Genomic DNA, 24,149 nt, shown 5'->3' on the forward strand with positions numbered 1-24,149 from the left:
TCCAACCTAACTCAGGTAAAAAAGATATTTTAATTTCTGTTCTAAATAATAACAAATAAAATATGAAAGGTTAATCAAGTTTTAATACAAAAAAACCACACAATCAATAAGTTAATTAAAAAATTCGGGGGCATAAGTAATTTATCCTTTTAAAAAATCATAGGATAATTCGCTTAAAAACGGTATGATCATTAAAGATATTTTTAGAAATCAGCATAATTTTTTAAAGGATATTAGATGATTGATTATAATGCATTCCCTGAACAACGCCAATCTTTTATCCGGCAGCTTTTGACTGAAAAAGGGCGTGTTGTCAGTGCTGATTTAATTAAATTGTTAGGGGTTTCAGAACACACGATTCGTCGAGATTTACAAAAACTAGCCCGTGACGGTGTTTGCAAGCGTGTATATGGTGGAGCAGTTAGCCATTTAAAACAATCAGCCACATTTGAAACTCGTATTAATCAATGTGTAGACGAAAAATCTTCAGTAGCAATAAAATGTGCAAAATTAATCAAAAATAATTCCTGCATTTTTATTGATACTGGTTCCACCTATTTAGCAATGGCAAGTTATATCCCACAAAATTTGACATTAACGATTGTCACCAATTCTCCTCAAATTGCTTCGGTCTTAAGTAGCCGTACCAATGGCGAGCTCATTTTATTAGGTGGCAAAGTTAATCCGTTAACGGGGGGAACAATGGGCGCTGATACCGTTAATCAAATCCGAAATATGGTCTTTGATCAAACCTTTATTGGCGTTTGTGGACTTGACCCGCATGCGGGGTTAAGCGCAGTTTATTATGATGATGCCTGCTTCAAAAAAGAAGTCATTACGCAAAGCAATGAGGTTATAGCCGCAGTGATTGCCGACAAAATGCAACAAGTTGCTCGCTATAAAGTTGCCACTTGTGAAGATATAGATATCATTATCGCTAGTCGAGATAGCAAAATTGAGGGCTTTGAAGATTTTAATCTCAAAATAGAAATCGCTTAATAGATTCAGCTGTCATCAACTCAATCTGAGCATGCCATCATTTGCTTTGCAATTCAATTAGTTGCTTTATCGTATTCAGTACCGCACTATCATCATTGAAACCGGTGATAAATTTAGCGACAGCTTTGGTTTCTTCAAATGCATTACGCATTGCAAAACTATACTCCGCTTGTTCAAGTAATTCTATGTCATTGTAACCATCACCAAAAGCCATGGTTTCATGATAATTTACCTTAAGTAGTTGTTGTAATTTTTTGATAGTATTCCCTTTATGAACATCATGCTGAGTGATATCAATCCATGTAGCTTCAGATACCACTATATAAGCTTGGTTTTCAAAAGGGGTTAAATGCTGTCGAGTTTGTAAACATTGTCCTTTTTCATCATATACAGTGATTTTGATAAAGTCATCAGCGATATGAGTCAGATCATCCACTTCAATTATGGTTGCATAAGAACCTCGGACTTTAGCTTTTAATCGTTCAGGTAAATGGGCTTTGATGACGGCTCCTTGAGCAGTACAAGCAATGATAACGTGCGCTTTACTAACTTGTTCCAAGGTTTTTATTATGCTCTGTCCTAATTCGTTAGGTATGAATGAGCGATAAATAAATTCACCTTTATGTTTTATGGTCGTTGCGCTATCACCGACTATCCAGATTTTGTCGCTGTAATCACCAAAGAGTTCTTCAACCCGTTCACATTGTTTACCGGTACATGCCACAAAATGAATTTGTTGTTCAGCCATGAGTGCATACACTTGCGAAAATAGCTGACGGTCATAATCACCTTGGCTATTTAAAAATGTCCCATCTAGATCACTTATGATCAATTTAATCATTTTAATATCCTTTCTCATTGCAATTTCATTTAATCAATCAAGATATGATTGATTATGATGTTTTATGATCGATTTGGCAATATTGTAATCGTTCAGGATGAGATCATGATCACAAAAAATGAAGTCATTTAAATTCTATTGATGTTTTTCAATTAGGAAATACTCAATATTATTAACATTTTAAAGTTATTATTAGTGCAAATGAGTTAAAACGAGAATGGATCGATTGATTATTGAGAGATCTAAAATTGTCGATGACTTATTTACCGCAATATACACTGTTAAAGTGACGGATCGGTACAATAAAAAAACCGACCACTAAGGTCGGTTTATTTGTTGATTACTGTTTAGCTTCGATATTATCACCTACTAAATCCAAATGAATGGTTTTACCTGGTACTAATTTACCAGACAATATTTGTTGTGCTAATGGGTTTTCAATTTCTTGTTGAATAGCGCGTTTTAACGGTCTTGCACCATAAATTGGATCGAAACCAACTTTAGCAAGATGTTCTAACGCTGCATCAGAAATATCCATTTCATAACCTCGTTCATCTAAGCGTTTTTCAACATGTGCCAATTGAATTCTAGCAATCGCTTTGATGTTTTCTTGACCCAGTGGATGGAAGACCACCGTTTCGTCAATACGGTTGATAAATTCAGGTCTAAAATGTTTAGTTACCACTGTCATAACTAATGCTTTCATTTCGTCATAACTAAGCTCAACTTGTCCTTGAATTAAATCAGAACCCAAGTTAGATGTCATGATGATAACCGTATTGCGGAAATCCACTGTACGACCTTGTCCGTCAGTTAAGCGACCATCATCTAAGACTTGTAATAAAATATTAAAGACATCCGGATGCGCTTTTTCCACTTCATCCAGTAAAATCACTGAATAAGGTCGACGCCGTACAGCTTCGGTTAAATATCCGCCCTCTTCATAACCGACATAACCAGGAGGCGCACCAATTAAGCGAGCAACGGAATGTTTTTCCATGAATTCAGACATATCAATCCGTACCATTGCATCTTCACTATCAAACATAAAGTTTGCCAATGCTTTACAAAGCTCGGTTTTACCCACACCTGTTGGACCTAAGAATAAGAAAGACCCAATCGGTTTATTCGGATCAGAAAGACCAGCACGGCTACGACGAATAGCATTTGCTACAGCGACTACGGCTTCATCTTGCCCAATAACACGTTTATGTAAAGCGTCTTCCATGTGTAATAATTTATCTTTTTCGCTTTCAAGCATTCTCGAAACAGGAATACCCGTCGCTTTCGATAATACTTCGGCAATCTCGTTATCGGTCACTTTGTTACGCAATAATTTCATGGTTTTACCTTCTAATTGCGTAGCTGTTGCGAGTTTCTTTTCAAGTTCCGGAATTTTGCCATATTGCAATTCCGACATCTTGTTTAAATCCCCTGCTCGACGAGCTTGTTCTATCTCAGTGCGAGCTTTTTCCAACTCTGCTTTGATATTCTGAGTGCCCGAAAGTGCAGCTTTCTCTGATTTCCACTCTTCTTCAAGTGACGCATAATCCTTTTCTTTTTCAGCAAGTTCATTATTTAACATCTCAAGTCGTTTTTTACTGGCATCATCCGACTCTTTTTTAAGCGCTTGTTGCTCAAGTTTAAGTTGAATGATACGTCTTTCAAGACGATCTAATGATTCTGGCTTAGAATCCATTTGCATACGAATACTCGATGCAGCTTCGTCAATCAAGTCAATAGCTTTATCTGGCAACATACGATCTGAAATATAACGATGCGATAAGGTTGCCGCAGCCACAATGGCTGGATCGGTAATTTGAACATGATGATGCAATTCATAACGCTCTTTCAAACCACGCAAAATGGCAATGGTGTCTTCAACAGTCGGTTCAGCCACATAAACTTTTTGAAAACGACGTTCCAATGCAGGATCTTTTTCAATATATTGACGATATTCGTCAAGTGTTGTTGCCCCAACGCAGTGTAATTCACCACGAGCTAATGCTGGTTTTAACATGTTTCCGGCATCCATAGCACCATCGCCTTTACCTGCACCGACCATAGTGTGAATTTCGTCGATAAACAGAATAATACGACCTTCTTCTTTAGCGATATCTTTAAGGACAGCTTTCAAACGCTCTTCGAACTCACCGCGATATTTAGCACCAGCAATTAAGGCTCCCATATCCAAGGATAAGACACGTTTATTACGTAATCCTTCGGGGACTTCACGATTCACAATACGTTGTGCTAATCCTTCAACAATCGCAGTTTTACCCACACCCGGTTCACCAATTAACACAGGGTTATTTTTGGTACGACGTTGTAACACTTGTATCGTACGGCGAATCTCTTCATCACGCCCAATAACTGGATCGAGTTTACCTTGTTCTGCACGCTGTGTTAAATCAATAGTGTATTTTTTCAACGCACCACGTTGATCTTCTGCATTTGGATCATTCACGTTGTCGCTTCCTCTTAATTGATTGACTGCTTGAAGAAATTTATCTTTAGTGACACCCGATTTTTTTAGGATATCGCCAAGGCTCCCTTTTTCGTCTAATGCAGCTAATATAAATAGCTCTGAAGAGATATAACTATCTCCATTTTTTTGAGATAATTTATCGCATAAATTTAAAACTTTAATTAAATCTTGAGAAGGGATAACTTCGCCACCGACACCCTGCACTTGAGGTAATCGGTCAATGGATTGATTTAATTCTTGTTGTAAAATGGCATTATTTGCCCCAGCAGCTGCCAATAATGGATTAACACTACTGCCTTCTTGATTAAGCATTGCTGAGAGTACATGGATAGGCTCTATATACTGATTATCTTTACCTAATGCTAAAGACTGCGCATCAGCTAAAGCTTGTTGAAATTTGTTTGTGAGTTTATCTAACCTCATATTATCTATCTCCTTAGCAATAAATTTGGCATAAATGATTAAACACTTATACCATTTGCATAATGACTAAATGAGTGTGGAAGGAAAAATTTCAAGAGCTTGTCAAGAATTTTTTTACAGATAATAAAAATTAACTTACGCAAAACATTTTAGACCTAAAAATGATAAATTTAAATATATTTACAATCGCATCCTAAATAGGATATCCGGTTTCAGATAATCATTGAAAGGTGACAAATAACTTGATATCTATTATATTAACCGCTTTCTTTTGTTAGGTTATCTAACCGTGGTTCGTGATCCATCCCACGAAAAAAAACTAGGAATGTAAAATGTTCAAAATTGCCAAAGAGTTCCAATTTGATGCTTGTCACATGTTAGACGGGCATAACAAGAAATGTCATAACCTGCATGGTCATACTTACCGTTTAATTGTCGAAATTAGTGGTGAACTCATTAAAAAGGGTTCCAGCGAAGATATGGTAATGGATTACGCTGATCTCAAATCCATTGTAAAAAAACATATTATTGATCCGTTCGATCATGCTTATCTTTACCACCAAAATAATGTTAATGAATGCCGTATTGCTAACTTATTGCAAGAAATGGATCGAAAAACATTCGCTTTTCCGTGTCGAACAACCGCTGAAGGAATGAGTCAATACATTTTTGATTGTTTATCGAACTATTTACCCATATCCAATATTAAACTGTGGGAAACCCCAAGCTCATACTGCGAGTATCAACGGGGTTAACTATGCTTGAGTTTCGTATTGTTGAAATCTTCGAATCACTGCAAGGCGAAGGTTATAATACCGGTATGCCCGCCATTTTTATTCGCTTGGCAGGTTGTAATCTAAATTGTTGTTGGTGTGATACCAATTTTCGCCAATATACCCGTTTCACATTAGATCAACTTCTCGACAAAGTGAAACAGTATAAAAGCAAAAATATCATTATTACGGGTGGCGAGCCAACCTTAGTTAAAGATCTATCTAAATTACTCTTCCCCCTTAAACAAGCGGGTTATTTTATTGCTATTGAAAGTAATGGTTTAGGCAAAGTCGACGCTTTAATTGACTATATCGCTCTCAGTCCTAAGTTTTGCTATCAATCACGTTATCAAAAAATAGTTCAGTCAATTGCTAATGAAGTGAGAATCGTTGCTGAAAATCATCCTGACTTCATTTCGTTTTGCCAATATATTGAACAAAATATTCAAGCTAAACGCTATTACTTATCGCCTTGTGAAAGAAATGGCGAGTTTAACATGCATGACACAATCATATTACTTGGACAAATTAATCAAAATCGTATTGAAAATAAATGGTTACTGAATATTCAAACGCATAAATTTGCTAATATTGAATAATTAATCACGAAAAAGCACATCTGTTTACCGTTAACGGCTCATAATTTTGCCCTGAACGATTGTAATGATTATATAACTTAATAATTTAATAAAGTTTTTGTTACGAAAATAAGAATAACATGTTTGAACTTTGCATACTATTAGCCAAGATTAACTTGCTCAAAACATGAAAGATAAATTTTTAATGAAAATTAACTTAACTTCACTAAGTTAAACACGTAAGAATGATTATTTAGCTGGCAGAAGAGAAGTTTTATATTTTAAGTCACCAAAATAGAATAACTGAGGAACGTCATGATTGGTTTCTTTATTTGCCAGCTAATCTGAGAATGTTTGCACCATTTTTTTAAATATCACTCAAACCAAATCATTGATGCCATTCTTCCTGTTCGGTTTTCTCGTCGATAAGAAAAGAATTTATCTTGTTCTGTATAAGTACAATAATCACCACCAAATATTTTATTTACACCTATTGAATTCAAACGTTGTTTGGCAATTAAGTAGAGATCGGCCAAATATTTTTGCTCTGGTATATTGATTAATTTAAATGCACTTTTTGCTTCTGGATCTATGGCCTCAAATTGTTTTTTTATTTCTTCCCCTACTTCATATTTTTTGGCACTTATGGCTGGTCCCATCCAAACCATAATTTCGGATGGTTTACAGGAGAATTTTTTAACGGTTTCTTCTAAAATTCCATTGCACAATCCTCGCCAACCCGCATGCGCTGCCGCGACCTCATCGCCTTTCGAAGAGCAAAATAATAAAGGCATGCAATCGGCTGTTAACACAACACACACTTGCTTTGCTTGATGAGTATAAGCCGCGTCAGCTTCAAATATTTGTTTATTATTAACGATTCCAGTGGGGGGTTGTAATTTTATTTGTGAAATATCAAGGGCGACAGTACTATGAGTTTGATTAAGCCAATAAGGTTCGCTGGGTATTTGTTCAGCGGTAATTAAGCGTTTTCGGTTTTCTGCAACATCATTTATATTATCACCGGTACGCCCTCCCATATTTAAACTTTCAAATGGCGGCATACTGACACCGCCCATTCGTGTTGTGGTCAACGCTCGAACATTTTTCGGCGCAAACCAGTAAGGATAAATCGATTTAATCATTTTTCTTTCACCAATCCAGCTCATGTTTATATAATTCTGTATCTTCTTGTAATGCTTCAACTAGTCTTTGCATATCTTCTGGTATAGGCGCATGCCATTCCATTTGCTCACCCGTTACTGGATGATATAACCTTAACATGGTTGCATGTAATGCTTGCCTATCAAATTCTCGTAATGTGTTAATAAGTGTTTCGCTGGCCCCTTTTGGTGGTCTTGGACGTCCGCCATAAAGAGGATCACCGACCAAAGGATGAGCAATATGTGCTAAATGTACTCGAATTTGGTGTGTTCGTCCAGTTTCTAATCGTAAACGCAATCTTGTATGCAATCGATATTTTTCTAAAACACGATAATGTGTTACAGCAGGTTTTCCTGTCGGAAACACAGCCATATGAGTTCGTTTGGTAGGGTGTCTGGTAATCGGCTGATCTATCGTTCCTCCCGCCGTAATAATCCCCATAGCTACCGCTTCATACTCACGGGTTATTTCTCTTAATTGTAGCGATTCGACTAAATGCGTTTGGGCAACGATAGTTTTAGCAACGACCATCAAACCGGTCGTGTCTTTATCCAACCGATGAACAATACCTGCACGTGGAACGCGAGCAATTTCAGGACAGTAATGTAATAACGCATTTAATACTGTGCCATTTGGATTACCTGCACCAGGGTGAACAACTAAATCACGTGGTTTATTTATCACTAAAATATCATCATCTTCATAAACAATATTTAATTTAATATCTTCTGGTTGATGATAAGTCTCTTCTTCAATCTCAGCATGAATAATAATTTTTTCACCACCCAATACTTTCTCTTTGGGTTTATTAACTATCACATCGTTTACTAATACTTTATTATTGATAATCCAGTCTTTAATTCTTGAGCGAGAATAATCGGGGAAAAGTTCTGATAATGCTTGGTCTAAACGCATCCCAAGTTGAGTTGACTCAATTTGATTTGATAATTTTAATTCTTGCATATGTAATTTATCTATTTTAAGCTGATATGTTTTAGAGTATTATATACTAATCATAACGGTTATTGTTTATTTTTTGGATTGGAAACTGAATGAAATTACGCTTACACTCGTTATTGGCTATCGCATTAAGTGGTGTGCTTATTGGTTGTACATCAACAAAGCCTGATGTTGAAAATGTATCAGAGGTTGAACTCCATAGTAAAGCACAAGATGCACTTAATAGTGGTAATTTAAAATCAAGTATTACTGTTTTAGAAGCATTGGATAAAAGTTACCCTTTTGGTCCCTATTCTCAACAAGTTCAACTTGATTTAATTTATGCATATTACAAAACTGCAGATTTACCACTAGCTGTAGCCTTAATAGACCGTTTTTTAAAATTGAATCCGACTCATCCAAATGTTGATTGGGTGATATATATGCGTGGCCTATCTAATATGGCTCAAGATGACAATATGATTCAAGGTTGGTTCAATGTTGATCGTTCAGATCGCGATTCCCAATATGCGATCACGGCTTTTAAAGATTTTTCCTACCTCGTTTCCAGTTTTCCATCAAGTTATTATGCCGCTGATGCACAAAAACGCTTAGTTTTTTTAAAAAATAGAATAGCACGTTATCAGTTAAAAGTGGCTGAATTTTACACCAAACGTGGGGCGTATGTCGCTGTCATTAATCGTGTGACACAAATGCTATCCCTATTTCCCGATACAGATTCAACAAAATCTGCTCTATTGTTAATGCGCAATGCTTATCAAGAATTAGGGTTAACGGCAGAAGTCGAAAATGTTGATAAACTTATTCAAGCTAATCTTGAAAACATACCCAAAGAGCAACAAAAGTCATTCTTTTCACGGTTTACTAGCGTCTTTAATGGCGGCTAATTAACCATTAATCACTTCATATCCAAATTTGTATAAAATCGAGTATGGCTATTTAATTGTTTAAATAGCCATATTAGTATTTTATCATCAAGAAACATTGCCTCGTTACCTTCTGACATATAAATAACGGTATACTCCATGATCATCATTTATATTTGTTAATGCTTTTGTTAGTTCTTGGGTAAGTTTAGTTGATAAAGTTGTATCCGATGAGGATAATGTAAAATCTGGCTTTATAATTTGTTCTTCGACATATTGTATAAATTGAAGAAATTGATCAATATCTTTTTTGGATAAATATATACTTTTTGCCATCATCATATTAACAAGCTTATTGTTAAACTCCAAAATAATCGTTTGATATAGCACTACGGTACTTTTATACATTATTACTGTTTTTAATGCTGACCATTGAAACGTTTGATTCAATGTTTTATGGTCATCAATACTAATCGAATATGAATTGACATTAATCGTCATTTTTTTACGAAACAAGCGAGCAATACATATAGCAAACAGAAAGATAGAAAATAATTCAGGAACAAGCAGTCCAACAATAAAAATGACCTCAAAGTACCGGTTGGGAATCATCGGCATGATCGCATCAGAGAAAAATAAATACATGAGACAACCAAGGACTAAAACACCAAAGCAACAAATGAGTATCATTAAATTTTTAAATGAGCGCTGAGTAAAACAACGAAATTCAAATGTACGATTTTCCATAAGCTATTCCTTATATTTTTTTAGAAATATATCTTAAGTTTTTTTTAAATACTTTGAGAAGAAAAGATTTATTTCTTTTTATTTATATTGTTAACTTTATTGTGTTTAATTCATATAAATATTGGTATCAAATCATTCTTCTTGTTTCTTACATCGTTTATAAAACGTGCCAATAGAGTTACCAAATTATTTTTTATTAGCAATAATAGATAGGACATATATTCATCACGTAAGAACAATATTGCCTAGATGAGATTGAAGCCCCAAAAGTCGATGAACTTATTTAAACCAATTTCGAAAATATACCGGTTGAAGAGAAAAATCATTCTTTCTCGTATCTTAAGTGTGTTTAATGATAGCTATTATATTGACCAATTAAAAGACAGTTAACGTTTATCAAAACAGTTGATGGCTATTTAACCATTCAATAGCCATTGTTTTATCACTAATTTACAAACAACATATGCGCATTAGCTACTTTCTGATATAAAGGTAACGATATTCTAAATCATGTGAAACATCCACTAGAAATTCAGCTGTTTTAGATGATAAAGTTTTATCCACCGAGAATAATGTAAAATCTGGTTTGAGAACTTGTTCATGAAGATATTGTGTAAATTCAAAAAATTGATCGATATCTTTTTTGGATAATAGTGGAATTCTTCCCTTTACTATCTGCATATTAATACGCTCATTGTCAAATTCCAGGATAAGTGTCTGATTAATCCAAACAGCGTTTTCGACTTTAAACATTATTACTTTTTGTAATGCTGAAAATTGAAACATTTGATTCAATTTTTTATGGTCATCAATATTAATCGAATATGAATTGACATTAAACGTCATTTTTTTACGGAATAAACTCACAATACTTATAGCAAACAAAACGCCAGAAAGTAAGCTCAAAACAAGGATTCCACCAAAAAGAATCTCCATAAAATATTGTTTGGGGATCAAAGGCATGACAGCATCAGAGGTAAATAAAAAAATGAGATAACCTGCGACAAATGAAGCAAAGCTAATAACTGATATAACTAAAACAATAAATGAGCGACGAGTGAAACAACGAAATCCAAATGTACGATTTTCCATAAGCTATTCCTTAAATTTTTAGAAATATATCTTAAGTTTTTTTAAATATATTGAGAAGCAAAGATTTATTTCTTTTATTTTGTTAACTCTATTGATTTTAATTCTTATAAATATTGGTATCAAATCATTCTCCTTGTTTCATATATCGTTTGTAAAACGTGCCAATAACCAATACAATTAGCAAATTATTTTTTATTAGCAATAATAGATAGGACATTAATTCGTCATGCAAGAACAATATCGCCCAGATGAGATTGAAGCCAAAGTTCAACAACATTGGCTAGAGAACAAAACATTTCACGTTACTGAAGATGCATCTAAAGAGAAGTATTACTGCTTGTCAATGCTTCCTTATCCTTCAGGTCGTTTGCATCTTGGTCATGTCCGTAATTATACAATCGGTGATACGATCTCACGTTATCAACGTCTAAATGGTAAAAATGTATTACAACCAATAGGTTGGGATGCTTTCGGTTTACCCGCTGAGGGGGCGGCAGTAAAAAACAATACCGCACCAGCAAAATGGACTTACGAAAATATTGCTTACATGAAAAAGCAATTACAATTATTAGGTTTTGGTTATGATTGGGATCGTGAAGTCACCACTTGCCGACCAGAATACTACAAATGGGAACAATGGTTTTTTACTAAACTTTATGAAAAAGGTTTAGTTTACAAAAAGACTTCAGCAGTTAACTGGTGCCCTAACGATCAAACTGTACTGGCGAACGAACAAGTCGTTGAAGGTTGCTGTTGGCGCTGTAATACCCCCGTCGAGCGTAAAGAGATCCCACAATGGTTTATCAAAATTACTGACTATGCCGAAGAGCTACTCAATGATTTAGATACGCTTGAAGATTGGCCAGAACAAGTTAAAACAATGCAACGAAACTGGATTGGTCGTTCTGAAGGGGTCGAATTTGATTTTGCTGTAGAAAACTACAATGATAAATTGCGTGTTTATACAACCCGCCCTGATACCTTAATGGGCGTAAGTTTTGTCTCAGTTGCCGCTGAGCACCCACTAGCACAATTAGCAGCGAAAAATAATCCGAAAATTGCTGAATTTATTGCAGAATGCAAAAATACCAAAACGGCAGAAGCCGATATGGCAACAATGGAGAAAAAAGGCATCGCTACTGGATTTTATGCTATTCACCCGTTAACGGGTAATAAAGTGCCGGTATGGATTGCCAACTTTGTCTTAATTGAATATGGCACTGGTGCTGTGATGGCAGTACCGGGACATGATGAGCGAGATTATGAGTTTGCATCAAAATATAATCTGCCAATTAAACCAGTTATCTTAAATCAAGATGGGCAAGCTCCTGACCTGTCTGAAAATGCTTATACAGAACATGGTAAGCTATTTAACTCGGGTGAATTTGATGGACTTAATTTTGAGCAAGCATTCAATGCGATCGCCGACAAATTGACTGCATTGGGTATTGGTGAGCGTAAAGTCAATTATCGCTTGCGTGATTGGGGTGTTTCCCGTCAACGTTATTGGGGCGCACCAATTCCAATGGTCACCCTTGAAGATGGAACCACCATTCCGACGCCAGAAGACCAATTACCGGTTATTTTACCTGAAGACGTCGAAATGAATGGAATAACCAGTCCAATTAAAGCCGATCCAAATTGGGCAAAAACGACTGTTAATGGTCAAGCGGCACTTCGTGAAACCGATACCTTTGATACCTTTATGGAATCATCATGGTATTACGCACGTTATACTTGTCCGCACTATGACAAGGGCATGTTAGATGAAAAAGCAGCGAATTACTGGTTACCTGTCGATCAGTACGTTGGTGGTATTGAACATGCCATTATGCATTTACTTTATTTTAGATTCTTCCATAAATTAATGCGTGATTTTGGCTTAGTCAGTTCTGATGAACCAGCTAAACGATTACTTTGTCAAGGTATGGTACTTGCTGATGCATTTTATTATACCAGTCCAACAAACGAACGCATTTGGGTATCACCGACCGAAGTCACCATTGAACGTGATGAAAAAGGTCGCATTTGTAAAGCAATCGACAGCAAAGGCAATGAACTTGTGCATGCAGGTATGACTAAAATGTCGAAATCGAAAAATAACGGCATCGATCCACAGGAAATGGTTGAAAAATATGGTGCTGACACAGTTCGATTATTTATGATGTTTGCCTCGCCTGCTGATATGACGCTTGAATGGCAAGAATCAGGTGTTGAAGGGGCTAACCGTTTTATTAAACGTGTTTGGCGTTTAGTGTATGAATATGCGCAGCAAGGTAAAAGTGTCAAATTAGATGTGACACAATTGAATGCTGAACAAAAAACATTGCGTCGTGAACTTCATAAAACCATTGCCAAAGTCAGTGATGATATTGGACGTCGACAAACATTTAATACGGCAATTGCTGCTGTCATGGAGTTTATGAATCGTCTACAAAAAGCACCTTTAGAAAACGATCAAGATTATGCATTAATGAACGAAGCTTTAAACGCGATTGTTCGTTTACTTTATCCAATGATTCCGCATGTCTGTTTTATTATGTGGCAAGCATTAGGACATAGTGAATCAATCGATGATACAACATGGCCGATTGCTGATGAATCAGCGATGATTGAAGATGAAAAACTCATCGTAGTACAAATTAATGGTAAAGTACGGGGCAAATTCACTGTACCTGCTAATGCTGAGCAAGATTTTGTTGTAGAACAAGCTAAACAAGAACCTAATATACAAAAATATTTGGCAGATGTGACTATTCGTAAAGTCATTTATGTACCAGGTAAGTTATTGAATTTGGTTGTTGGTTAATATTGTTAATAACGAAAATTGGTGGTAATACTTATGAAAAAATATATCGTCTTAATCATGCTAATGGCAATATCACTGACAGGGTGTGGATTTCATTTGCAAAATGAAACAGAGATACCTGCACGATTTAAAACCATGTCTTACGTAAGTTATGATCCTTACGGTAAATTATCAAGATATGTTAAAGAACTCTTGCATGATAATCATATCACACTAGTCAATGATGATGCTTCAGGCAAATATCCGACACTGAATATCACCAATGAAAATATTGATCGTAATACCATATCGATTTATCAAGACGGTAAAGCTGCTGAATATCAATTAGTTTTAACCGTCCATGCTCAAGCCGTAATCAATGGTAAGCAAATATATCCAATTAATGTACGGATATTCCGTACATTCTTTGATAATCCGTCAACGCCATTATCTAAAACAGCAGAGCAAAATTTAATCGAAGACGAAATGTATAGGCAAGCAGCAAAACAGATTATAGGTAAATTAAAATCTGTAGATGCCAAAAAATAACGTTGTTATGATTAAAATCAATGCTGATCAAATTACTAATCACCTAGGATCACCCTATTATTTATTAGTAGGAAGTGATCCCTATCTGCAACATTATGCACAAACTCAATTGCGTCATACTTTTAAACAGAAAGGATTCGATGAGCAACTGACATATACGATAGACAATCAAACCGATTGGTCAACAATTTATGACAGTTGTCAGGCATTAAATCTATTTTCGAATAACACTCTTATCTTTCTTGATTTTGGTGATAATGCATTAAATACAGCCTTAATAACAAAGCTTAATACACTAAGTGACGTTTTAACCCCTGAAATTGCGCTAATAATCAGTTTAAACAAAATCACTAAAACCCAGGAAAACGCAACATGGTATAAAGCGTTAAACGATAAACTTGTTGTCGTTAATTGCGTCACGCCCGATACCTTACAATTACCTCATTGGATAAAAAGTCATCTTCAGCACAGACAAATAAGCATCGAACCACAAGCGATTGAACTACTTTGTTATTATTATGAAGGTAATTTACTCGCATTAACACAAATTATTGAACAATTAAAATTACTATATCCAAATCATACCATTAGTTATGATCAAGTTGAAAATAACATTAATGATTCGGCTGTATTTACGCCTTATCATTGGATTGATGCCATGGTTGCCAATAAATCTAAACGTGCAACACATATATTACACCAACTAAAAATGAATGATTTGGAACCACTGATTTTAATGCGAATTTTTCAACGAGAGCTAATTCTACTTATTAATTTAAAAAAATCTTCAGAAAAAAAATCGCTTAAACAAGCGTTTGATGAATATAAAATATGGCAAAACAAAAGAGCTTTATATACCGCCTATTTAACGCGTTGTGATATCAAAAATTTATTTACCACTTTGGCAAAATTGACCGATATTGAGATCGGTTTAAAGCACGATAGCCAATTGCAAATTTGGGACAATTTGACCAGTTTGATGATGCAATTTATGGGATTAAATCAATGCTAACCGCTTTATTTGGTGGCACGTTCGATCCTATTCATTATGGTCATCTACGTACAGCAATTTCATTAGCGCAAGAAGTGGGGTTGACACAGATAGTTTTATTACCCAATAAAATACCACCACATAAAGCGCAACCAGAAGCAACCACACAACAGCGTCTGGCAATGTTAGCATTAGCCATTGAAGATTTACCTTTGTTTACCATTGACACCCGTGAAATTGTTCCTAGCACTGTAAATCGACCTTCTTATACCATCGATACTTTAAAGCAATGGCGTCATGAAAACGGGAAAACCGCATCACTTGCATTCATTATGGGGCAAGATTCATTACTGAATTTGCCCAGTTGGTATAAATGGCAATCATTACTCGATTATTGCCATTTGATTATTTGTCAGCGACCAAATTATGCCGCAAGAACTGATAACGTTGAATTTCAACAATGGATTGATAAAAATCGTACGACTAATATAAAAAATTTGCATGATTCTGCTCAAGGATGTATCTATTTTTCTGATACGCCTTTAGAAAATATTTCAGCAACGCAAATCAGGCAAAAAATTAAGAATCAACAAAGTTGTGAAGGTCTATTACCACTAAAAGTTTGGCAATATATCCACCAACAAGGTCTTTACCAGACAAAGAAAATTTAGAAATGACTTTACTTCTGGGAGTTTTTTCGGCATTATTTTGCGGCGATACTTATATGTTGTAAGTTGAGCTTTTTTATGTTTATACACACTATCATTTTATCTTATGATAAAATACTGAACTAGTCACTTAAGAAAAGCATCCAAAGTTGACTTTTCTTTCCCTCAAAAATAAAAGGGATATCATAAACGAGTTGTGTATAGTTAATTTGTTTTTATTATTAAGAGGCCCCAATGGCAAAAGAAGATAACATTGAAATGCAAGGTACCATACTTGATACTCTTCCTAACACGATGTTTCGTGTTGAACTTGAAAATGGTCATGTCGTTACTGCACATATTTCTGGCAAAATGCGAAAAAACTATATTCGTATTTTAACTGGCGATAAAGTTACTGTTGAAATGACGCCTTACGATCTTTCTAAAGCACGTATCATCTTCCGTAGTCGCTAATATCGTTATCAAACTTGTTATTTAAAAATTAACTAACCTTATGGGTTATTTTTCTCTTTTTTAATAAAATTCCGTCGACATAAGTGTCGACGGAAGAGAAAAAATGTTATCAACTTTCTCAAACTAATCTGTTTGAGAAAAATCCATATCTTCGTATTTCACCCATTTAGTTTTCTTCACAATCTTATAACCCAAATAAATAATAAAGAATAACGGAATACCGACATAAGTCGCTATTACACCATTCCAATCAATGGTATCTTGTAAAAATGCTTCATAGTTTTGCCCAAGGGTGATGGTGAGACAAAGTACAAAAGCAAATATAGGGCCAAAAGGGAAACAACTTGAACGATAAGGTAATTTATTCACATCAAAACCTTGAGCCATGTATCCTTTTCTGAATCGATAATGACTAATCGCAATCCCAAGCCAAGCAATAAATCCGGTCATCCCCGACATATTAAGAAGCCATAAATAAACTTCTTGATCTTTATACATTGATGTTAAAAAACATAACATAGCAACAAATGTTGTGGCTAATAATGCAAATCGAGGCACACCCGTTGAAGATAATCTTGAAAAGATTTTAGGTGCTTTTCCTTCTTTTGCTAAGGCATATAGCATACGTGTCGAGGCATACAAACCAGAATTACCTGCGGATAAGACTGACGTTAAAATAACCGCATTCATTATGGCTGCTGCCGATAATAAGCCCGCATGTTGAAATACTAATGTAAATGGGCTGACACTAATGTCGGTCTCCTCATTACGAAGTAAATTAGGATCGGTATAAGGAATAATTAAACTGATGACTAAAATTGCAAAAATATAAAATAGCAAAATACGCCAAAAAACTTGTTTCATGGCTTTAGGAATATTTTTTTCAGGATCTTTTGATTCGCCGGCTGCAATACCAATGAGTTCTGTGCCTTGGAATGAAAAACCAACCACCATAGCAACACCAATCATCGAAGAAAAGCCACCAACAAAAGGCGCATCACCAACAGTCCAATTTTGCCAACCAGTGCTATCACTCCCACGTAAAATACCGACAATCATTAATAAGCCAACTGCAATAAAAATGATAACAGTCACAACTTTAATTAATGAGAACCAGAACTCAGCTTCGCCAAAACCTTTGACAGAAATATAATTTAAACAGAAGATAATGCTTAAGAATAGCAAACTCCAAAGCCAACTATACGCTCCGGCATCAAACCAATACGAAATGACCAACTGCGCAGCAACCAGATCGACCGCGACGGTAATTGCCCAGTTGTACCAATAATTCCAACCAATCGCAAATCCGAACGCCTCGTCAACATAACGCGCGCCATAAGTCGCAAATGTCCCAGATACAGGTAAATATGCTGCAAGTTCACCAAGGCTGGTCATTAAAAAGTACACCATTACACCAATAATGGCATAGGAAAGCAAAGCTCCGCCAGGCCCTGCCTGTGCAACTGTCGCACCGGATGCAACAAAAAGCCCTGTCCCAATTGAACCACCGATTGCAATCATGGCTAAATGGCGAGCCTTTAAATCCCGTTTTAATTTATTTTTCATAACAAAAATCTTCTTTTAAAGAGAGTAAAGGTAATTAAGAAAACTTCAGTTTCCAATCGGTTATTTTAACAAATTGATAGAAAACACTATTTATCTTAATTATTGTGTATATTTATCATTAAATAATGAAATGCGGTGAAGTGTATCAAAAAAAAAACAACACGAGATAAATAATTCTAATAATAGCGCAAGTTTGTTAAATATTAGCAATATTTAGGCGCTAGTGACCTGTTCTAATTGAGTTAAATAATCTAAAGCTTGTTCACGATTACTGCCACACATTTCCATACACGGCTTTAATCGACAACAAACCCTTGGTCTGGAGGATTGTCCAAAGAGTTGACATTGAAAACGACTATCTAAATGGACACAGGGCACACCGGCAGGCTTGCCATTGGGCATTCCGGGAATAATGGACGAGATCGAAGGTGCAATACAGCAGGCCCCACAATTTTGACGACATTTAACCAATTCTGTCATAAGATTCCTTTAATTTAAGGAACATCGATAAATTTTGATGGTGACAATAGCAAGATAGCGGTAAAATAGCGAGCTAAATTTTAAATTCGATTTTAAAACCTCACAAAGAAACTATTATGGCAAAAGCAAATGAAATAAAACGTGGCGATGCCGTCACTTATAATGGAAAACTATTACTGGTTAAAGACATTGATGTTCAAAGTCCAAGTGCCCGTGGTGCAAGTACACTCTATAAAATGCGTTTTACCGATGTCAAGACAGGCGGTAAAGTTGAAGAGCGATTTAAAGGTGACGATATTATCGAAACCATTGAACTTTTTCGACGTCCAGTCAGCTTTTCCTATATCGATGGTGATGAATATGTCTTTATGGACAATGAAGACTATACGCCATTTATTTTCAAAAAAGCACAAATTGAAGAAGAACTTCTTTTTATTCCAGAAGGTGGCATGAACGGCATTCAAGTACTCATGGCTGATGGCGAAGTCGTTGCATTGGAATTACCACAAACGGTTGATCTAGAAATTATTGAGACCTCACCAAGTATCAAAGGGGCATCAGCAAGTGCTCGCACCAAACCAGCCACATTATCAACAGGACTTGTTATTCAAGTTCCAGAATATATTGATAACAATGAAAAGGTCAAAATTCATATCGCCGAACGTCGTTATATGGGACGATCAGAATAACGTATTAATTTGTCATGAAAACCTATAATCAAAACAAACTCCATAAACGATTGCGTCGCCTTACTGGTGAAGCGATCGCTGATTTTAATATGATCGAAGAAGGCGATCGTATTATGGTCTGTTTATCAGGCGGTAAAGATAGTTATACCTTGCTTGATATTTTATTAAATTTAAAGATCAGTGCGCCTATTAATTTTGATCTTATTGCCGTTAATTTAGATCAAAAGCAACCGGGATTTCCTGAGCATGTATTACCGCATTACCTTGAGTCATTAGGCATTGAATATAAAATAGTTCAAGAAAATACCTATGGTATTGTCAAAGAAAAAATACCAGAAGGTAAAACAACTTGTTCTCTTTGTTCACGTCTGCGCCGTGGAATTTTATATCGCACCGCAACCGAACTGGGCGCCACAAAAATTGCTCTAGGTCATCATCGTGACGATATTTTAGAAACCTTGTTTTTAAATATGTTCTACGGCGGTAAACTAAAAGCAATGCCACCCAAATTAATGAATGATTCAGGTGAACATATCATTATTCGTCCGCTTGCGTATTGCAAAGAAAAAGACATTGCAAAATATGCTGAAATTAAGCAATTCCCAATTATTCCTTGTAACCTTTGTGGTTCACAGCCCAATTTACAACGTCAAGTGATTAAAGAGATGCTTAATGAATGGGATAAAAAATATCCCGGACGCATTGAAACCATGTTCCGTGCAACCCAAAATATCACCTTATCGCATCTTTGTGATACTTCACTTTTTGATTTCAAAGGAATTAAAAAGGGGGATCACGTAATTGATGGAGGAGATATAGCATTTGATCACGAAGATATGCCCCAACCGATTGGATTTGATGCATCCGACCTTGAAGATCAAGACATGATCTTATGGAAAGAAGTTAAATAAATCTTTTTATTATCGCTATTTTGTAAAATTATCCCACTCAACACTTTAGTGGGATAACAAATCTAAAACATCTTTTTTTCGTCAATTTTAATAGCGTTAACTCACTGATAACATTCAATCGATTACATAATTGATAAAGTTTAAATTGAGCATCAACATTAATATTTTTCAATTCATTAACCATTTAGACCAACTTTGATTGACGATTTGTTTTTCCTCAACAAAACAGGAGTTATCAACCGTGCTGGGTAATAGTTGTAATGATAATTGATGAATTTCGTTACGCATATCTATATAAGCTTGAGTGAGCTTTTGGGCTTCATCCTGTTCCATAATCTGATAATTAGCAGCTAATTCTAATATCCGAACATTATCGCTCCAAGTTGTCATTTTAGGATAATGATGTGCGTAATTAAGCACAAGATACTGTGATAAAAATTCAATATCCCCTATTCCACCCTGATCAATTTTTAAATTAAATGAATCCGGTTGAGTTGACCCCAAATGAGTACGCATTTTTTCACGCATTTCTCTAACTTCGGTTTTTAATTGATGTTCATCACGTACTTTACAAAGTACTTTATGTCGGATTTGTTTAAAATGCTCAATAAGTTCAACTTCGCCATAAATGGCTCTGGCGCGGACTAATGCTTGATGCTCCCAAGTCCATGCTTCATGCATTTGATAGTCCTCAAAAGCAGCTAAACTACAAGCTAATAAACCCGCTTCCCCTTGCGGACGTAAACGAATGTCAACTTCATACAAAATACCAAAACTGGTACGTACATTGAATAAATGGATTATACGCTGAACTAAGCGAAGATAGAATTGACGACTATCTATCTGTTTTTCACCCGTAGTCATACTGTTAACAGGGCAGTCATGTAAAAAAACTAAATCTAAATCCGACCCATAACCCAGCTCCCAACCGCCCAATTTACCATAAGCAATAACCACTAAACCTTTATGATCATCAGTAAGATGTTCTGGCTTGCCATATCGAGCTATCATTTGATTCCATGCCATTTGAACAACAAAATCAAGGAGAGCTTCGGCCACAAACGTTAAATGATCACTGACTTTCATGGTGGTTAAAACATGCGCCACATCAGCAGCAGCGATATGCAATAACTGCATCTGCTTGAACTGGCGGAGCGCTTCAAGTTGTTGTTCTTCATCATCAACTTGAATGCGAAGCAAATATTGGTAAAGTTCACTTTTATATTCGTTAGGGGCAACCGTTTGATAAAGTGAATGAATATCGATCAGTTCATCTAACAAGATCGGATAATGTGCCAACTGATCACTAATCATCGGGGAAGCACTACACAACCGAATTAACTGCTTCAATGCGGTAGGATATTCAAGTAATAATTCTAAATAGGTGGTACGGCTAACAATATTGACTAACAAAGGAAAAATTCTTGCTAACACAATTAAGGCATTTTTTTCATTGCAGAGTATTTCTAATAATCTCGGCATAAGTTGATCAAGGATTTCTCGCCCACGCACACCTATTGTCCGTTTACCAATATCATTGCGAAATTGTAACAACAATTGACAAAGCTGATTTGCCGTTTGATCACAATAGTTAGGTAACACCGCTTTGACATCACTTAATTCTAAGTCTGGTACCCATAAATCATCAAACTTATCATTATATTGTTTAGACTGGGTGGATTCGGACTGTTCATCACCGATTAATTCATTGAATATTTCACGGTTGATCAACATTCTTTTTGCCAAGTCTTGTTCAAAGTTTTCCCAATTATTAAATCCCATACTGGTTGCTAAACGCATTTGATCTAGTTCATTGTCTGGCAAAGTTTGGGTTTGCTCATCATTAATCGCTTGTAAAAGGTTTTCACAACGACGTAAAAAAAGATAATTTTCTCGAAGTAAAATCACTTCATTGAGTTTCAGTAATGATTCTTGTTCAATAACCTGCAAAGCACTTAATAACGAACGTGTTTGCAATCCAACCACTCGACCACCTCGAATAAGTTGAAAAACTTGAACGATAAACTCAATTTCCCGAATGCCGCCAGCGCCAAGTTTAATATTGTTTTTTAAGCCACGACGACGGACTTCACGTTCAATCATACTTTTCATGTTTCGCAGTGATTGTAAAACACTAAAATCGATATAACGGCGATAAATAAAAGGTTTAAGCATTTGATAGAGTTCTTGGGTATAAGTATCATGCTGATCACCTAATACCTTTGCTTTCACCATTGCATAACGTTCCCAATCTCGACCTTGTTCTTGATAATAATCTTCCATAGAAGAAAAGCTAAGAACCAATGGACCACCATCCCCTAAAGGGCGTAAACGCATATCAACACGGTAAACAAATCCATCTTCAGTAATCTGATCAAGCGTTTTAATTAAACGTTGTCCTAAACGCGTAAAAAAAACCGCATTATCTAATTCTCGACGTCCGCCTTGTGTCTGTCCATGTTCTGGATAAGTGAAAATCAAATCAATATCAGACGAAAAGTTTAGCTCGCCACCACCCAATTTACCCATACCTAAAATCAATAACGGTTGGGGTTTACCTTGCATATTGCTTGGCGTTCCCCATTCTTGACAACTTAATGTATAGAGCCAATCACGAGCCCTTACAACAATTATTTCTGCCAATTCACTGAGTTGTAACAAAATCTGTTCATCACTACTTGCCTTTATTAATTGAGACCATGCTAAGCGAATTAGCATTTTATGGCGAAATTGCCTTAATATTTTCATTAACGAGGCTTCATCTATGACTGAAACTAACTGTTCATTCAACCAAGATTGATAATATTGTCTTTCATCTGCCAGTGGTGGGTTTTGTACAAAATCAGCAAGCCAATGTGGAAAACGAGAAAATGCCTCAACAAGAAAATTACTTTGCACTAAAATATCAAGGTTTGCTTGTACCAGTACTGGATCGCAATGTTGAAGCTGATTGATAACGCTTTGCTTTTGATCTTTAAAAAGATTAGATTTGGGCATTTTTCTGTCTCACACAAGGTATTATCGGGTTTGATTTGTTAGATCATTGCATCAACGCCATTTACTATAACCGAAAACATAATCTGAGTATTACGTTAAAACTCATTTTTACCAATACATCTATAACAACTTGTATTATTGCGTGATATTAATTTTATTTTTTGAATCAAATAACAGTTTAGTCATAATTCTAACCAGTATCGAACTTAAAATAAACACCATTGCTATCGTTATCCATGTATAACACAATAAAAAGTTATTGGAGAATCTATAGAATGCTTGTAAATATTCATACAGAAAAACAGATACCCAAAAAATTATTGCAACCAAGATACAATTGAAAATAAATATACATAGCGAACTAAATATAAGCTTTTTCAGGTTTAAAATTTCTGTTACGCCTGTAAAACATTTTCTCAACAAAAAATAGCCTATCAAATTAGTCATGAATAAAAATAGAACTAAAATTGTTAGATTAATAATTGAACTTGTTAAACTGTGATAATAACCGAAAAAAATTAGAGGAAATAACAACGTGCTAAAATAACAATTATAAAGCGAAATAAATAACCCAAAATGTAACCGCTGACTTTCAGATTGAGTTAATACGTCATTGCTGCGAATAAAATTTTTATTCAACAATTTGATACTAAGATAAGTCCACAGTGTTATAAAAATATAACTAATTAATATGTTAACAAAATTAATCATTTCATAAGTTAGAGACGAAGAAGAGATAACAGAATTTGAATAATTAAGTTTAGATCTAACCCATAAAAAGATATCACTGTAGAAAAGCGATCGTCCTGCAACCTCCATTGAGGCAAATAAAATAGCAACAAGTAAAGTATTAAAAATATTTCTCGAATTGATTTGATGAATGGAGTATTTATTAAATAATACGATGGAAACAACAAATAAAACAATCGAACAAGGTATTTGGAAGAAGAAGTTGATTACGACTTGCCTAGTTACATACCGAATAAATTGATTATTTGTCATATCTGACAGTAAAGGATAATCATTAAATCCAGTAACATAGACTATGATATATAAAATATTAAATAACCAATAAAATAAAACTAATAATAGTGGTAATTTAAAAAAAGTCTTGTTCAATTTCATT

At 35.3% G+C, this 24,149-nt stretch carries 19 protein-coding genes, 1 pseudogene and 1 riboswitch; of the genes and pseudogenes, 11 read left to right on the forward strand and 9 right to left on the reverse strand.

Annotated elements, in window-relative coordinates; translation table 11 throughout:
• Window positions 1-237 precede the first annotated feature (237 nt).
• Window positions 238-999 carry a DeoR/GlpR family DNA-binding transcription regulator gene (locus tag J3U14_RS07135; protein WP_267352476.1) on the forward strand — a complete coding sequence of 254 codons (762 nt, stop codon included), beginning with the start codon at window positions 238-240 and terminating at the stop codon, window positions 997-999.
• Between the two features lie 37 nt (window positions 1,000-1,036).
• Here J3U14_RS07135 and J3U14_RS07140 read toward each other — a convergent pair whose 3' ends face one another.
• Both J3U14_RS07140 and clpB read right to left on the reverse strand, forming a co-directional pair.
• A complete protein-coding gene (locus J3U14_RS07140) occupies window positions 1,037-1,840 on the reverse strand; it encodes a Cof-type HAD-IIB family hydrolase (protein WP_267352475.1) in 804 nt (267 codons plus the stop codon).
• Window positions 1,841-2,180: 340 nt separating this feature from the next.
• Window positions 2,181-4,751 carry an ATP-dependent chaperone ClpB gene (gene clpB, locus J3U14_RS07145; RefSeq protein WP_267352474.1) on the reverse strand — a complete coding sequence of 857 codons (2,571 nt, stop codon included), beginning with the start codon at window positions 4,749-4,751 and terminating at the stop codon, window positions 2,181-2,183.
• Window positions 4,752-5,034: 283 nt separating this feature from the next.
• Window positions 5,035-5,080: riboswitch (PreQ1 riboswitch) on the forward strand.
• A gap of 3 nt (window positions 5,081-5,083) precedes the next feature.
• Between clpB and queD the strand changes: the two genes are divergently transcribed.
• Together queD and J3U14_RS07155 are read left to right on the forward strand one after the other, a co-directional pair.
• On the forward strand, window positions 5,084-5,506 hold the full coding sequence (queD, locus tag J3U14_RS07150) for a 6-carboxytetrahydropterin synthase QueD (RefSeq protein ID WP_267352473.1): 423 nt from the start codon (window positions 5,084-5,086) through the stop codon (window positions 5,504-5,506).
• Window positions 5,507-5,508: 2 nt separating this feature from the next.
• Window positions 5,509-6,123 (forward strand): 7-carboxy-7-deazaguanine synthase QueE, encoded by a 615-nt coding sequence (locus tag J3U14_RS07155; protein ID WP_267352472.1) that lies wholly within the window; start codon window positions 5,509-5,511, stop codon window positions 6,121-6,123.
• Between the two features lie 353 nt (window positions 6,124-6,476).
• On the opposite strand, the gene pgeF is transcribed toward J3U14_RS07155, so the two are convergent.
• Together pgeF and rluD are read right to left on the reverse strand one after the other, a co-directional pair.
• Window positions 6,477-7,244 carry a peptidoglycan editing factor PgeF gene (gene pgeF, locus J3U14_RS07160; protein WP_411596889.1) on the reverse strand — a complete coding sequence of 256 codons (768 nt, stop codon included), beginning with the start codon at window positions 7,242-7,244 and terminating at the stop codon, window positions 6,477-6,479.
• A 10-nt stretch (window positions 7,245-7,254) separates the two neighbouring features.
• Complete coding sequence (gene rluD / locus J3U14_RS07165) at window positions 7,255-8,229, reverse strand: 23S rRNA pseudouridine(1911/1915/1917) synthase RluD (RefSeq protein WP_267352470.1); 975 nt, start codon at window positions 8,227-8,229, stop codon at window positions 7,255-7,257.
• 89 nt (window positions 8,230-8,318) lie between these two features.
• Here rluD and bamD point away from each other — a divergent pair.
• Window positions 8,319-9,041, forward strand: a pseudogene (gene bamD, locus J3U14_RS07170) (outer membrane protein assembly factor BamD); the annotation flags it as partial.
• A 177-nt stretch (window positions 9,042-9,218) separates the two neighbouring features.
• Here the strand turns inward: bamD and J3U14_RS07175 are convergent.
• Window positions 9,219-9,839 carry a hypothetical protein gene (locus J3U14_RS07175; RefSeq protein ID WP_267352468.1) on the reverse strand — a complete coding sequence of 207 codons (621 nt, stop codon included), beginning with the start codon at window positions 9,837-9,839 and terminating at the stop codon, window positions 9,219-9,221.
• 474 nt (window positions 9,840-10,313) lie between these two features.
• Window positions 10,314-10,931: a hypothetical protein gene (locus J3U14_RS07180; protein ID WP_267352467.1), complete on the reverse strand. Its 618-nt coding sequence runs from the start codon at window positions 10,929-10,931 to the stop codon at window positions 10,314-10,316.
• Window positions 10,932-11,157: 226 nt separating this feature from the next.
• Between J3U14_RS07180 and leuS the strand changes: the two genes are divergently transcribed.
• From leuS to infA, 5 genes are all read left to right on the forward strand, one after another.
• Window positions 11,158-13,740 (forward strand): leucine--tRNA ligase, encoded by a 2,583-nt coding sequence (leuS, locus tag J3U14_RS07185; RefSeq protein ID WP_267352466.1) that lies wholly within the window; start codon window positions 11,158-11,160, stop codon window positions 13,738-13,740.
• 33 nt (window positions 13,741-13,773) lie between these two features.
• Complete coding sequence (gene lptE / locus J3U14_RS07190; protein ID WP_267352465.1) at window positions 13,774-14,268, forward strand: LPS assembly lipoprotein LptE; 495 nt, start codon at window positions 13,774-13,776, stop codon at window positions 14,266-14,268.
• A gap of 7 nt (window positions 14,269-14,275) precedes the next feature.
• On the forward strand, window positions 14,276-15,280 hold the full coding sequence (holA, locus tag J3U14_RS07195) for a DNA polymerase III subunit delta (RefSeq protein WP_267369607.1): 1,005 nt from the start codon (window positions 14,276-14,278) through the stop codon (window positions 15,278-15,280).
• The gene (gene nadD / locus J3U14_RS07200) at window positions 15,274-15,930 is read left to right on the forward strand and encodes a nicotinate-nucleotide adenylyltransferase (RefSeq protein ID WP_267352463.1); all 657 of its coding nucleotides are present in this window, start codon (window positions 15,274-15,276) and stop codon (window positions 15,928-15,930) included. The genes holA and nadD overlap by 7 nt, the downstream gene beginning before the upstream one ends.
• Before the next feature lie 231 nt (window positions 15,931-16,161).
• Complete coding sequence (gene infA / locus J3U14_RS07205; protein WP_025315083.1) at window positions 16,162-16,380, forward strand: translation initiation factor IF-1; 219 nt, start codon at window positions 16,162-16,164, stop codon at window positions 16,378-16,380.
• Between the two features lie 123 nt (window positions 16,381-16,503).
• Here the strand turns inward: infA and J3U14_RS07210 are convergent, their stop codons facing one another.
• Together J3U14_RS07210 and J3U14_RS07215 are read right to left on the reverse strand one after the other, a co-directional pair.
• A complete protein-coding gene (locus J3U14_RS07210; RefSeq protein ID WP_267352462.1) occupies window positions 16,504-17,946 on the reverse strand; it encodes an amino acid permease in 1,443 nt (480 codons plus the stop codon).
• Between the two features lie 213 nt (window positions 17,947-18,159).
• Entirely contained in the window at window positions 18,160-18,426 is a 267-nt protein-coding gene (locus J3U14_RS07215; protein WP_267352461.1) for a YkgJ family cysteine cluster protein, read from the reverse strand.
• A 116-nt stretch (window positions 18,427-18,542) separates the two neighbouring features.
• Between J3U14_RS07215 and yeiP the strand changes: the two genes are divergently transcribed.
• Both yeiP and ttcA read left to right on the forward strand, forming a co-directional pair.
• Window positions 18,543-19,115 carry an elongation factor P-like protein YeiP gene (gene yeiP / locus J3U14_RS07220; RefSeq protein ID WP_220216846.1) on the forward strand — a complete coding sequence of 191 codons (573 nt, stop codon included), beginning with the start codon at window positions 18,543-18,545 and terminating at the stop codon, window positions 19,113-19,115.
• A gap of 14 nt (window positions 19,116-19,129) precedes the next feature.
• Entirely contained in the window at window positions 19,130-20,026 is an 897-nt protein-coding gene (gene ttcA, locus J3U14_RS07225; protein ID WP_267352460.1) for a tRNA 2-thiocytidine(32) synthetase TtcA, read from the forward strand.
• Window positions 20,027-20,194: 168 nt separating this feature from the next.
• Here ttcA and glnE read toward each other — a convergent pair whose 3' ends face one another.
• Window positions 20,195-23,023 carry a bifunctional [glutamate--ammonia ligase]-adenylyl-L-tyrosine phosphorylase/[glutamate--ammonia-ligase] adenylyltransferase gene (glnE, locus tag J3U14_RS07230; RefSeq protein WP_267352459.1) on the reverse strand — a complete coding sequence of 943 codons (2,829 nt, stop codon included), beginning with the start codon at window positions 23,021-23,023 and terminating at the stop codon, window positions 20,195-20,197.
• Between the last annotated feature and the right edge of the window lie 1,126 nt (window positions 23,024-24,149).

The organism is Gilliamella sp. B3801, assembly GCF_026536645.1.
Lineage (GTDB): Bacteria > Pseudomonadota > Gammaproteobacteria > Enterobacterales > Orbaceae > Gilliamella > Gilliamella apicola_I.

What these genes read in the sequence shown, in the direction of transcription:
- J3U14_RS07155 (WP_267352472.1), top strand. Translation starts at nt 5,509, where the DNA reads ATGCTTGAGTTTCGTATTGTTGAAATCTTCGAATCACTGCAAGGCGAA.
- nadD (WP_267352463.1), top strand. Translation starts at nt 15,274, where the DNA reads ATGCTAACCGCTTTATTTGGTGGCACGTTCGATCCTATTCATTATGGT.
- ttcA (WP_267352460.1), top strand. Translation starts at nt 19,130, where the DNA reads ATGAAAACCTATAATCAAAACAAACTCCATAAACGATTGCGTCGCCTT.
- yeiP (WP_220216846.1), top strand. Translation starts at nt 18,543, where the DNA reads ATGGCAAAAGCAAATGAAATAAAACGTGGCGATGCCGTCACTTATAAT.
- J3U14_RS07175 (WP_267352468.1), bottom strand. Translation starts at nt 9,839, where the DNA reads ATGGAAAATCGTACATTTGAATTTCGTTGTTTTACTCAGCGCTCATTT.
- J3U14_RS07180 (WP_267352467.1), bottom strand. Translation starts at nt 10,931, where the DNA reads ATGGAAAATCGTACATTTGGATTTCGTTGTTTCACTCGTCGCTCATTT.
- rluD (WP_267352470.1), bottom strand. Translation starts at nt 8,229, where the DNA reads ATGCAAGAATTAAAATTATCAAATCAAATTGAGTCAACTCAACTTGGG.
- clpB (WP_267352474.1), bottom strand. Translation starts at nt 4,751, where the DNA reads ATGAGGTTAGATAAACTCACAAACAAATTTCAACAAGCTTTAGCTGAT.
- holA (WP_267369607.1), top strand. Translation starts at nt 14,276, where the DNA reads ATGATTAAAATCAATGCTGATCAAATTACTAATCACCTAGGATCACCC.
- infA (WP_025315083.1), top strand. Translation starts at nt 16,162, where the DNA reads ATGGCAAAAGAAGATAACATTGAAATGCAAGGTACCATACTTGATACT.
- glnE (WP_267352459.1), bottom strand. Translation starts at nt 23,023, where the DNA reads ATGCCCAAATCTAATCTTTTTAAAGATCAAAAGCAAAGCGTTATCAAT.
- J3U14_RS07210 (WP_267352462.1), bottom strand. Translation starts at nt 17,946, where the DNA reads ATGAAAAATAAATTAAAACGGGATTTAAAGGCTCGCCATTTAGCCATG.
- J3U14_RS07140 (WP_267352475.1), bottom strand. Translation starts at nt 1,840, where the DNA reads ATGATTAAATTGATCATAAGTGATCTAGATGGGACATTTTTAAATAGC.
- queD (WP_267352473.1), top strand. Translation starts at nt 5,084, where the DNA reads ATGTTCAAAATTGCCAAAGAGTTCCAATTTGATGCTTGTCACATGTTA.
- J3U14_RS07215 (WP_267352461.1), bottom strand. Translation starts at nt 18,426, where the DNA reads ATGACAGAATTGGTTAAATGTCGTCAAAATTGTGGGGCCTGCTGTATT.
- leuS (WP_267352466.1), top strand. Translation starts at nt 11,158, where the DNA reads ATGCAAGAACAATATCGCCCAGATGAGATTGAAGCCAAAGTTCAACAA.
- lptE (WP_267352465.1), top strand. Translation starts at nt 13,774, where the DNA reads ATGAAAAAATATATCGTCTTAATCATGCTAATGGCAATATCACTGACA.
- J3U14_RS07135 (WP_267352476.1), top strand. Translation starts at nt 238, where the DNA reads ATGATTGATTATAATGCATTCCCTGAACAACGCCAATCTTTTATCCGG.